The sequence below is a fragment of the Metasolibacillus fluoroglycofenilyticus genome, from assembly GCF_003049645.1.
Lineage (GTDB): Bacteria > Bacillota > Bacilli > Bacillales_A > Planococcaceae > Metasolibacillus > Metasolibacillus fluoroglycofenilyticus.
Window position 1 is genome coordinate 218879 of the sequence record NZ_PYWK01000003.1, and the last position, 12333, is coordinate 231211.

The 12333-nt window shown below is 36.9% G+C and carries 12 protein-coding genes; 2 read left to right on the top strand and 10 right to left on the bottom strand.

Annotation, left to right across the window (positions count from 1 at the left end):
* Window positions 1-516 precede the first annotated feature (516 nt).
* From C9J36_RS13340 to C9J36_RS13385, 10 genes are all read right to left on the bottom strand, one after another.
* Complete coding sequence (locus C9J36_RS13340; RefSeq protein ID WP_066165409.1) at window positions 517-1203, bottom strand: ABC transporter permease; 687 nt, start codon at window positions 1201-1203, stop codon at window positions 517-519.
* Complete coding sequence (locus C9J36_RS13345; protein ID WP_066165470.1) at window positions 1203-2132, bottom strand: osmoprotectant ABC transporter substrate-binding protein; 930 nt, start codon at window positions 2130-2132, stop codon at window positions 1203-1205. Before C9J36_RS13345 ends, C9J36_RS13340 begins: the two co-directional genes overlap by 1 nt.
* 11 nt (window positions 2133-2143) lie before the next feature.
* Window positions 2144-2779 carry an ABC transporter permease gene (locus C9J36_RS13350; RefSeq protein ID WP_066165406.1) on the bottom strand — a complete coding sequence of 212 codons (636 nt, stop codon included), beginning with the start codon at window positions 2777-2779 and terminating at the stop codon, window positions 2144-2146.
* Entirely contained in the window at window positions 2776-3948 is a 1173-nt protein-coding gene (locus C9J36_RS13355) for a betaine/proline/choline family ABC transporter ATP-binding protein (protein WP_066165403.1), read from the bottom strand. Before C9J36_RS13355 ends, C9J36_RS13350 begins: the two co-directional genes overlap by 4 nt.
* Window positions 3949-4335: 387 nt before the next feature.
* Window positions 4336-4836 (bottom strand): pyridoxamine 5'-phosphate oxidase family protein, encoded by a 501-nt coding sequence (locus C9J36_RS13360; protein WP_107943429.1) that lies wholly within the window; start codon window positions 4834-4836, stop codon window positions 4336-4338.
* Window positions 4837-5235: 399 nt separating this feature from the next.
* Entirely contained in the window at window positions 5236-6141 is a 906-nt protein-coding gene (locus C9J36_RS13365) for a sensor domain-containing diguanylate cyclase (protein WP_107943430.1), read from the bottom strand.
* Window positions 6134-6766, bottom strand: coding sequence for a hypothetical protein (locus C9J36_RS13370; RefSeq protein ID WP_066165392.1), 633 nt, complete (start codon window positions 6764-6766; stop codon window positions 6134-6136). Before C9J36_RS13370 ends, C9J36_RS13365 begins: the two co-directional genes overlap by 8 nt.
* 5 nt (window positions 6767-6771) lie before the next feature.
* Complete coding sequence (locus C9J36_RS13375) at window positions 6772-7131, bottom strand: response regulator (RefSeq protein ID WP_066165389.1); 360 nt, start codon at window positions 7129-7131, stop codon at window positions 6772-6774.
* Window positions 7132-7370: 239 nt separating this feature from the next.
* Window positions 7371-8645, bottom strand: coding sequence for a dicarboxylate/amino acid:cation symporter (locus tag C9J36_RS13380; protein WP_066165386.1), 1275 nt, complete (start codon window positions 8643-8645; stop codon window positions 7371-7373).
* Between the two features lie 254 nt (window positions 8646-8899).
* On the bottom strand, window positions 8900-9952 hold the full coding sequence (locus C9J36_RS13385) for a DctP family TRAP transporter solute-binding subunit (RefSeq protein WP_107943431.1): 1053 nt from the start codon (window positions 9950-9952) through the stop codon (window positions 8900-8902).
* A gap of 72 nt (window positions 9953-10024) precedes the next feature.
* Here C9J36_RS13385 and C9J36_RS13390 point away from each other — a divergent pair, with 72 nt between their 5' ends.
* Both C9J36_RS13390 and C9J36_RS13395 read left to right on the top strand, forming a co-directional pair.
* Window positions 10025-11626, top strand: coding sequence for an ATP-binding protein (locus C9J36_RS13390; protein ID WP_107943432.1), 1602 nt, complete (start codon window positions 10025-10027; stop codon window positions 11624-11626).
* On the top strand, window positions 11627-12328 hold the full coding sequence (locus C9J36_RS13395) for a response regulator (RefSeq protein WP_066165378.1): 702 nt from the start codon (window positions 11627-11629) through the stop codon (window positions 12326-12328).
* The last annotated feature ends 5 nt before the right edge of the window (window positions 12329-12333 follow it).

The following is a 12333-nucleotide window of genomic DNA, read 5'->3' on the forward strand; positions in this document are numbered from 1 at the left end:
TGGATATTTGAAACACACTCTTTCCTTCATCATATCATTCTTTTTTCCATCGTTACAGTTGGCACAATTTCTCCTGCTTTATTCACTGTGTTTTTTTCTTCAATATTCATCCGTATCAATTAAGAAATAATCGTAAATAAGGGAGTGACAACTATGTAGGTGCTTGGTGTTTTTTCGTTCTAGGAATCGTTAATGATAATTGGACATTTATCCCGCATTACAGGCAGTAAGACACCCACTTTAAGATTTGAGTGAAAATATGCTAAAGGATAAGTGGGCAATCAACTGTCCGTAAAAGCCCGATTGGTTCAACTAACAATCAGTGGAGGATGAGGAAAACCCCCACTGATTGAAGTTTCACTTTAATATTAGGTATTGCATTATCTATTGTTTTTTATGTTACGAAAAGCAAATCATCTAATGATGAATACACTTGAAGCCCGACACTATCTAATTGCGAGATAGTGTCGGGCTTCATATTTATCATATAGTTTTAGGTTTATTCCATGTTGTTATTTAATAAGCCTTTTTCAGCCTTTCTTGACGCTTCATTGGATCAAGACGACGTTCTAGCCAGCCGAGACCAACGTCAACAATGATAGCCATTAATGCTGTTGGAATTGCGCCTGCTAAAATAATAGCTGTTCCATCTGTTGCGTTTGTTCCGCGAATAATAATATCGCCTAGTCCACCTGCACCAATAAAGGCTCCAATTGCTGTAATACCTATAGCGATGACGAGGGCAATACGGATACCTGTAATAATAATTGATAGAGCTAGTGGCAGCTCAATCATATATAGTACTTGCTGACGCGTCATGCCCATTCCTCGCCCTGCATCTGTTAAGCTTTTGTCAATTGTCGTAATGCCTGTGTAAGTATTTTTAATAATCGGTAGCAATGAATATAAAAACACCGTAACAATTACGGTCGTCTTACCTAATCCAAGCACAAGCATAATCATAGCCATTAGCGCAAGAGCTGGAATCGTTTGAATAATGTTTGCTAATGTAATAATAGGCCCTGCTAGCCTCATGTTTTTCGCAATGAAAATACCAATAGGGATGCCAAAAAGTGTCGCAAGTAAAACGCCATATACTGAAATTAAAAAATGCGTCATAAACTGTCCTAGCACATAAAAGCCGTTTTCCTGAAAATAGTAAATGAACTGCTCAAAGGTGCTTAATTGCGATAAATCCTGCATTACTCCTCACCTCCCTCTTCACTAAAATAATTATTTTCCATTAAGAAGTTTTTCGCTACTACAGCAGGCTCCAATAAATTATTATCACATAAATAATTGAGCTCCTGCATTTGTGCTGTTGAAATTTTGCCAACTAGTCGATTAATAACAGCCTCTAGCTCAGGTTTTGCTGTCAATATTTCATACGTAGCGAGTGCGCTCGTTTCATATGGGGGGAAGAAATGCAAATCGTCCTCTAGCACCTTTAAATTGTAGGAGGCAATTCTACCATCTGTAGTATAGCCTAGCACAACTTCTACTTCACCAGCCTGCACAGCATCATACACTAAGCCAATTTGCATCGGATATGTACGCTTAAATTCAAAGCCATATTCTTGTACAAATGCCTTAAAGCCATCACCTTCACGGTTTAGCCACGATGTATCGACACCCGCCTCAATATCCTTAGCAATTGCAGCTAAATCACTCACTTTATTTAAGTTATACTTCTCTGCTGTTTCCTGAGAAACCATAAATGCATAGGTATTTTCAAAGCCATACGTATCAAAAAACTTTTGATTAAATTGCTCAGCAAATGCTTTTTGTACATATTTCATTGCTTCTTTTGGGTCTTTAATAGGCTCTGCCTGTAGTGCGCCTGTCAAATCAGTTCCTGTATAACGAGCAGCTGAAACATTCGCATCACCATTTACCATCGCTTGATGTGCCACAGTGCTTGAGCCAAGATTATTAATTAATTCTACTTCTTCATCTGTGTAATGCTCAATCATTTCCTTAAGCATATGACCCATAATTTGTGATTCAGTAGTAACCATTGTCGCTACTTTTATTTTTTCTATGCTATTCTTTTGTCCACCTGACAAAGAACACCCAGTTAAAATTGTCAGCGCAAGTAATATACTACCGAAAACTGTTATCGTTTTTTTCATCATCTTACGCCTCATTTCTCTACTTTTAATCCTCTTGGTGTAACCCAAATTTCCACCTTTGACAAAATAAAATCTGTTAATAATGCTAAAATCGTAACAAGTACAGCCCCGCCAATAATTAAATCAGTTTGATACAAATTCAAGCCATTAAATACAAAATCACCTAAGCCACCTGCACCTATGTAAGAGGCTAATGTTGCCCATGCGATAACATATACTGCGGATAACCGAATGCCCGCCATAATAACGGGGATTGCTAAAGGGAGTTCAATCATCCAAATAGACTGCACTTGTGTCATTCCCATACTAATGCCGGCTTTTTTTACATCGCCATTAACAGATTTCATGCCGATAAACGTATTATTTAAAATTGGTAATAGTGTATAAATAAATAGCGCAACGATAGCTGGTACTTTACCAACGCCTAAAAAAGGAATCATAATTGCTAAAATAGCAAGTGAAGGCAATGTTTGAAAAACACTCGTAATGGCTAATACAATTTTTGCTAAACGTGTCGTTTTGGAGAGTACTACACCAAGTGGAATCGCAACAATCGCTCCTAAAAATAAGGCGATAATTGAAATATAAAAATGCTCCCATGTTTTTAGTACAATGTCACCCGTATTTTGTGTGAAGAAATCAATCATATAGATTCCTCCTCAGTCGTTATCTTATTTACTAGTAGCGCGTTCTCTTCCTTCTCATCACCCCAAATTGTGTCATATATTGTATCAACTATATTGGCACGAGTAATAAGACCAATTAATCGCTTGTCCTCGTCTACTACAGGGATATTTTGGAGATTCCGCTTCAAAATACGGCGTACTGAATCCTGCAGTTTTGTGCCAGTTTTTACATAAGCGACTTCCCGTTGCATTACTTCATCAATGCTTTGGCGATTACGCTGCGGGCTCGTAAAGCTTTCCACATTCAAGTAACCGATGAGGTGCTTATTAGCATCTGTTACAAATAAAGTATCCACCCGCTTTGATACCATTAAACGTAGTGCTTCATCTAAGCTTTTTTCAATTGTAATAGAAATGGGATTAATCATTACCTCATCTACAGTTTTTACACTTGGTTTACTTTGAATGAGACGATGCGAACCTATAAAGTCACGCACAAAATCATTTGCAGGATTAGCTAAAATATTATCTGGGGTATCAAATTGCACAACTTTCCCATCGTGCATAATACAAATACGGTCTGCTAATTTGATTGCTTCATCCATATCATGCGTAACAAAAATCACGGTTTTGCCGAGGCGAATTTGTAGGTCCTTCATTAAATCCTGCAATGTGTCGCGCGTTATTGGGTCGAGTGCACCAAATGGCTCGTCCATTAGAATAATATCTTGATTAGCCGCTAGTGCACGTACAACACCTATTCGTTGCTGCTGCCCACCCGATAACTGCGCAGGATACATGTCTAAATAAGAGGTAGGTAAATTAACAAGCTCAATTAAACGCTCTGCTACATTATCTTTCTTTTCCTTGTCCCATTTCAAAAGTCTTGGAACAAGTGTTATATTATCGCGTATCGTCATGTGGGGCATTAACCCAATTTGTTGAATAACATAACCGATTTGTCTGCGGAGCTGAACAGGATTTATTTTCGATAAGTCCGTCCCATCCAATAAAATTTTTCCGCTTGTCGGCTCCACCATACGATTAATCATTCGTAATGCGGTTGTTTTTCCACTCCCACTTGTACCGATAAATGCGATAAATTCGCCTTTCTCGATATCGATTGTTAAATTATCAACAGCTTTTTTGCCACCACGGTACGTTTTGGTCAGATTTTGAATAGAAAGCATCCAATCACACTCCTTCATAAAATAGCTAATTGCATTTATTTATACCCACATTTCATCATAAAAACGCAATCATTTACCGAATTAACTCTATAAAAGTAACAACTTATCTTTTTAAACAAGTTGTTTGTTTAAATATTATAGAGGAAATGCTTTTAATGAGCAAATATCCGTCCCCTAAAAGATGTGGTTTTTAGTTAAATTATTAATATCTTCCCTGATTTAGTGGAAGGAAATCAATAAAGAGGCTGGAGCTTTTCATCAAGACTTAGGTATCTTCGATGCATTAAAAAAATAGTACATATTTCCTGAGTATTGATTATTTCAAAAAAAATTGTCTGAAAAGCTGTGCTTCCGCACACTTTTCAGACAATCCTCTAGCCCTTTATTTTAATGGAACATTCCCTTATTTTCTTTTCCTGTTAGCTTTTCAATAGAAATTTCAAAAAGTTCAATTTTCGGTAAAATTGGATAACCTTCACGTTCAAATGTCCATTGTGGCTTACCGTATTTCGCCATTAATCGGTCAAAGAACAATGCTTTTTCAGCCTCCTCCTCAATGCGAGTAGCAGTACCAAATAGGACAACACTTGTGTACACTAAAGCAGACTGGCATGCGTACTTTTTACCAGGCTGTAATTCGCCCATTTCACTCACTTCGATGCTCACTTTATTATTGCTCTTTAAATTATCCCAGAAATGGCTTTCATGAATATTGCCAATATGCAAATAGAGCTTATCGCCACCTTCATATACATAAACAAAAGGAATGACATACGGATAGCCTTCCTCATCTACAGTTGCAACGTGAGCAACCTTTCCTTTTTTCAAGAGCTCTTGTGTTTCTTCTGTTGAAATTTCTACGCGCTTGTTTTCAATTGAACCTCGCAATTACTCCACCCCCTAAAAGATATATAAATTATACATCTTTCAACTCCTTTCGTATAGATTTCCTTAATGCGCCTTTATACAAAAGGGAAGGCTTCAAGCGCCGGACATAAGGAGTTGTCCGAAAAGTCCATTTTGTTTTGACATCGTATTGAAATAAATGTTTTCATCGCTTCCCTTTTACTGAAGCATAACGCTGCTAATGCCAATGTTCATCCCATTTTTAAAAGAGGCGTTCTCTGTTTATAGCAATCAACATTTTGCGAAACATCATCGCTACTATCCAAAATGCCGGCTATGCACGGCTTTCTGGACGGCCCCCCTTCTACAATTTTGGGCGACACTTAATATAGCAATGAGGGCTGTCCGAAAAGATATATCTTTTCGAACAGCCCTCTTTAATTATTCATTATTCATTTTTTGTTTGTGTAAATACATTTGACGATCAGCTATGTTTAATAACTGCTTTACTGTCACACCGTCTTGTGGGAAACATGCATAGCCAATACTTGTTGTGATGGAAATAGACTGGTCCTCAATAATAAAGGGCTCTAGTAATAGCTCATGGATTTTTTCGATTTGCTTATCATGTTGCTCGGCGGATGAAAGGTTTTCGACTAATAGTACGAATTCATCGCCACCAAGGCGCGCAAAAACAGATTGTTCATCCGTTAATTGTTGACATCGCTCTGCCACCATTTGTAATAGTTGGTCCCCTTGCGTATGCCCAAAGCTATCATTGACCGATTTAAAGCCATTCAAATCTAAGAAAAATAATGTGAACCTTGCATCTTCTTGCTTAGTTAAACTTTCGATTCGATCAACAATAAACTTTCGATTTGGCAAATTCGTTAAGCTATCGTAAAAAGCAAAACGTTCTAAGCTCTTTGTAAAGCCAATTGAATTTTGTAATGATTTATTTAGCTTACGAATGCGCTCATAATGATTTGTCACATCATGAATTTCTAGCATTACATATACTTGATTGTCCAATTCAATATGCCTTACTAACATATTTTGACGTAGCTTTTTTGTATTTTCATGCTCACAATCAACAAAATACTCATGCATTGCGGCTGAGCAAAAGTTTTTTTGCTTATTCAGAAGTGCTTTTTCGAACATTGAAATATATAAACTTTTATTTAATCGTGGAATAACCTGTGTCACCTTTAATCCTTTGACATCTCGCTCATCTTGACCTGTAAACTTTTCTAACCAGTTATTCCATAGTTGAATATTCAATTGCTCATCTAGCAAAATTATCCCGTTGTCCAACTGATTAATAATAGTCAAATATAAATTATTCATCTACGTCCCTACTAATCTCATCCACTTTTTGTATTAAAAACTCTATAGACTCTAATGAGAATTTAATTAAAATGAGGCCGATTACTTCGGATTCGTCTACGCTGAAATTAACATATAGTAATAATATGTTACTTTCCTGTGTGTTGAAGAATGTTTTGCTAAATTCCCCTTGTTCATGCAAAACAACTTGTGGCACATCGTAATCTAACTTCATTTCAAGAAGGCTTCCCATGCCTCCCATTATTGCATTCAATATAATATTGCCGATTTCCTTAACTACATCAAAATCCTCATCGCTAAAAGAGGATTCTTCAGTTTCCATTATATATTCCTCACCTAAACAAAGTGCAGTCACATATTTAATTTGCTCCGTCGGAAAAATAAATTCAGCTCTACCAGAGAAAACGTTACCAAATTTCAATGAAGTAGACAAAATTGTACCATTTAAAATGGGGATTAAATTTTCTCTATCTTCGTCATTTAAGTCGTTAATTACTATCAATTCCACTTCTGGAACAGATAGGTAAATTCTTTTTTGGAGAATTTCTGATAATAAGCTAGCTGCTTCACCGACAAACACATTGTACATTTCTTTTAATACATCTTCTTGTGTAGTTGTAAGCATGGATCTCACCCTTCTATCAATGGCTTGATGTCCACAAGCTTGTCAGCATTTATCGGTTTATTAATAAACGCTAACGCTCCAGCAGCTATCGCTTCTTCACGAACTGTTAATTGCACATCAGCTGAAAGTACAATAATTCTAGCATCTGGGAATTTTCCAATAAGCTGTACAATTGCTTCCTGTCCAGTCATATTCGGCATTAATAAATCCATAAATACCAAATCAGGTAAAAAAGTCCCATATTTTTCTATACATTCAACACCATCATCTGCAGTCTCGTAAACAGCCTCTGGATATATTGATTTTAATGTTTTTATAGTTACTTTTTGAGAAAATGCAGAATCATCAACAACAAGTATTTTCATAAAATTCCCCTTCTCCTCTATACTTATTGTTTAATGATAACACATCTATTAGTCATTTTAAATCATACTAATACAACATTAACAAAAACGCCACCATTTAGTAGGAAAATAACACTACTATGAAAATATTACCAAAGGCCTTATTACTTACTATCGACATTACTCATCGTTTTCAAATCATAAAAAATAAGCTGATAGAAATGCAAATGTCTACTTGCATTTCTATCAGCTCTAATAACCTATGCGTTCGCCTTACTTAATCGACCACTATTCACTACGATAGCTTCTGCCTCTTCTGTTCCTTCAAACTCATTTTCAGATTTTGAAACAGCGACACATGCTACACCATTTCCAATTAAATTTGTTACAGCACGCGCCTCTGACATAAAACGATCGACACCAATTAATAAAGCAATTCCTTCTACTGGAATCATTGGGAATGCCGCTAATGTTGCAGCTAGTGTAATAAAGCCTGAGCCCGTTACGCCTGCCGCCCCTTTAGATGTAATCATTAAAATTCCTAATAAAGTAACCACTTGTACCCAAGTTAAATCAACACCGTAGGCTTGCGCAATAAATAATGCCGCCATTGATAAGTAAATGGATGTACCATCTAAATTGAAAGAGTAACCTGTTGGCACAACTAATCCAACTACTTGCTTCGAACAGCCTAAACGCTCTAATTTATTCATCATAGATGGAAGTGCTGATTCGGAAGATGATGTACCGATTACTAAAAAAATCTCTTCTTTTAAATACGCAATAAACTTAAATATGCTAAAGCGGTAATAGTATGCAATTGACCCTAAAACAAATACAACGAATAAGAACATCGTTAAGTACACAGCTACCATTAGTAAACCTAACGATTTTAATGAGCTAATACCGAATGCCCCGATTGTATAAGCCATCGCACCGAACGCACCGACTGGAGAAATACGCATAACGATGCCAACAATTTTGAAAAATATTTCTGACACCTGCTCAAAAAATGTGATAACAGGACGTGATTTTTCACCGAGTGCTGCAGCCGCAACCCCGAATAATATTGCCGCAAATAACGTTGGCAGTAATTGCCCATTGGCAATTGCGCCAATTACGTTCTCAGGAATTATATTATATAAAAACATCATAATCCCTTGGTCCGATTCCTGTGCCGCAGATGTATACTTTGAAATATCTGCATTTGCCGCCTTTGACGTATCGATACCTGCACCCGCATTAATAAAGTAAGCAACAGCAATACCGATTGCAAGGGCAATTGTTGAGACGATTTCGAAGTAAATCAATGCCTTTCCGCCAATGCGTCCCACCTTTTTCATATCTCCCATGCCGCCAATACCAATGACAACAGTCAAGAAAATAATTGGCGCAATTAACATTTTAATTAGCTTGATAAACATGTCTGCTAAAATCTTTAAGCTTGCACCGAACTCTGGCCAAATTGCCCCAACAATAATTCCTAAAATAATTGCAAGAATTACTTGTACCGTTAAATTTTTAAGCCATTTCATTTTATTTCTCCGCTCCCCTTCGCTAAGTAATCGCTTTCTTTTTTCATAATGTTATAGGTAAAGGTTGCGAAAAAAAAGATTTTGAATTTAAAAAACTTAACGTTTATTATGTTCAAATATTCTAAAAATAAAGAAGGTTACCGATATATCAGCGTTTCCTCTGTTATATAAACATCCTAGGTAATTCTTTTTTGTTATAATACAAAACAAAAAACTATACTTTTGGTCAAAAAGTATAGTTTTGGTCATTTCGTTCAATTGTTTTCTATGTGCTCATGCAGTAATTTATAATAGGTTACATCTATTTCTTTCTCGTAATAATAATAAATAGGAGCGAGCCTCTCCTTCCACTCTGTCTTCTCCTCAGCTGTTAAAGAATAGATACTTACTTCTGGAAGGGATTCTAGCTCCCGCAAGCTATCATTATTAATTTCGACACTCACATCAAACTGCCAATTGCGCATCTCGTTTAACGCATCCATAATATGCTGCTGAATTTCCCCGTCTAAGCTATCCCAAAAGGATTCATTCATTAATACAGCATAACCTAAAATACCATGATTAGAGAGCGTAATATTTTTCTCATACGTATGAAAACCTTTCGAATAAATGTTGGAAATCGTATTTTCCTGAGCTTCTACACCCTTTCTTTCAATTTCATAATAAACATTTCCAAAGCTTGTCGTAATTGGTACAGCATCTAGCAATTGAAATTGATGACGCAGTAAATCACTTGCCATTATGCGTATACGTAAACTAGTAAAGTCACCCGTCTCACGAATTAATTGCTCATTGGCTGCAATTTGCTTAAAGCCATTATGCCAAAAGTCTAAACCTTTAATTTTCTTCTGCTCTAATTCATCTAGCAACATAGTTTTTAACTCACTTTTTTCATACAAAGACTTAATTTGCTGCTCATTTTCAAAAACAAATGGTAAATCCAGCACTTGCCATCTAGGTAATAAATCTGTCATTTTAGAGAAGGTTGGTGCAATCATTTGCACCTCGTTTTTTTGGAGTGCCTGCAGCTCTGTTTCATCATTGTATAAAATGCCATTGGGATACACTTGTACTAAAACACGCCCATTTGTCTTTTCCTTTACAAGCTCAGCAAATTTAGCCGCAGCAAGCCCTTTCGGTGTGTTTTCAGCTACAACATGGCTAAAATGAATAATTATTTGCTCCTGCAAGCCAATCTGCTCATCATCATAAGGAAGCGTTACAATATTAAATATATTTTGTCGATATCCGATAATACTTGCTAGTATAATTAATAGAGCAAGTGCTATTGTAATAAAATATTTCATTAGAACGAATCTCCAATAAGATTTTTTACATAGTATACCTTGTCGCAATGAAGAAAAAAAGGAGGAGAGGCTATGCGCAATTTAACTATGCATCAAAAAATTGTTTTAATGACCTTTTTTATTATTTCCTTCTCCTTTTTAATTGCAGGTATTTTTGTGATTAGCAATTTATTGAATGAGCAAGAAAAGGATTATAATCAGCGTGCGATGCTCATTGCCCGTACAGTTTCAAATATGCCTGATATTGTACAGCAGCTTGAAAAAGGGGGGCCAGATGCAATTAAGCTAATTAATCATACAGTTGAAGAAGTGCGCGTTATTAATATGGCGGAATATATCGTGGTCATGGATATGAATCGTATCAAATACTCCCACCCTGCTTCAAGCGAGCTCGGGAAAAAGAGTGAATCTGGGGACTTAAATCCTGCCTTTAGCGAGCATTACTATATTTCGAAAGCAAAGGGCGACATCGGTATTATGATTCGCGCCTTCGTCCCCATTTTAAATGAGCATAAAAAGCAAGTAGGGGTAGTCATTGTCGCTTATGCAATGCCTACACTATATAAAATTTTCTCGGACAACGCTACGGAAATCATCATTACTATTTTATTGTCGATGTTATTTAGCATGTGGGGCGCGTCTATTTTAGCAGGTCATATTAAAAAGCGTATGTTTAATCTCGAGCCCGAGGAAATTGCTAAATTATATGTTGAGCGCCAAGAAACATTTAATGCCATACAAGATGGTATTATCGCGGTTGATAACGAGATGACGATTACAATATTTAACGCCAAAGCAGGCAGTATTCTAGGTAAATACGACGACCCTAATGAATATATCGGAAAAAAAATATATGATGTATTACCAGATACTCGCCTACCGGAAATCGTCCAAATGGGGCAGCCTATTTATAATCAGGAGCTTTATATTAATAAGCATAGTATTTTAAGCAACCGTATTCCTATCCAAGTGGAGGGGAAAATTGTTGGTGCTGTTGCTATTTTCAAGGATTTAACAGAGGTACGGAAGCTTGCTGAGGAGCTAACAGGTGTTAAAGCATTTGTACAAGCCTTGCGTGTTCAAACACATGAGCATAAAAATAAACTGCATACAATTGCTGGTCTGTTACAGCTCGGTAATACGAGCCAAGCGCTTGAATATTTAAAGGTCACACAGGAAAATGAAACTTCGATGACGCAATTTTTACAGGAACGCTTTTTACACGAGCATATTTCTGGTCTGCTTTTAAGTAAAATTAGCCGTGGTAAAGAACTAGATATCGTTGTCGAAATTGATGAGGAAAGTAGTTTAACACGTTTCCCACCATTTTTAGACCATCATGATTTTGTTGTATTAATTGGAAACTTAATCGAAAATGCCTTCGACGCTTTACAGCAAGTAGAGCGCGCAGAAAAGCATATTTTGCTATCAATTGCTGAGCATGATGGTTTATTAGCTATTATGGTAAGTGACAATGGCATTGGAATGTCAGAAGAGGTGCAGCAGCGCATATTTGAAAATGGTTTTTCTACAAAAAAGACCGATAATCATGGCATCGGGCTGCACCTTATTGCAGAAATTATTAAAAAGGGGCATGGTTCTATTGAGGTGACGAGTACACCTAATATAGCAACAAGCTTTATTATTTCGTTTGAAATGGAAGGTGAACAATAAATGGATATAATCAATGTTTTACTTATAGAGGATGACCCAATGGTACGAGAGGTAAATCGGCAATTTATCGAGCGAGTCGAGAATTTCCAAGTTATCGGCATGGCTGCAAATGGTATCGAAGGGTTAGAAAAAATAAGGGAACTAAAGCCCGCGCTCGTCTTTATGGATATTTTTATGCCAAGCTTAGATGGCATCGAAACATTGCGACAAATACGACAGCAAAATATTAAAGTCGATGTCATATCCGTCACAGCAGCAAATGATGTGCCGACTATTCAGTCAATATTACATCTCGGTGTGTTCGATTATATTATGAAGCCGTTTACCTTTGAACGCATGGAACAAACATTAAAAAACTACCGCCAATTCAAACGTGCTGCCAACTCCTCTGAAGGGCTGACACAGCAGCAACTAGATTCCTTCATGCGCAATGAGTCAGCTACGGTGGCAGAGCCTGCTAGCAAGCTAGACAATTTAGAAAGTTTACCTAAGGGCTTAAACAAGGCAACATTGTTTAAGGTGTTGCAATATTTAAAAACAGAGCTAGAAGGAGCTTCTGCTGATAAAGTCGCCTCCGCTATTGGCGTTGCTCGCGTAACCGCTAGACGCTATCTCGATTTTATGGAGAAGCAGCAGCTTATCCAAGTCGAAATCCGTTATGGTAGCGTCGGTCGACCGACAAATCATTACTATATTGATTAACAAAT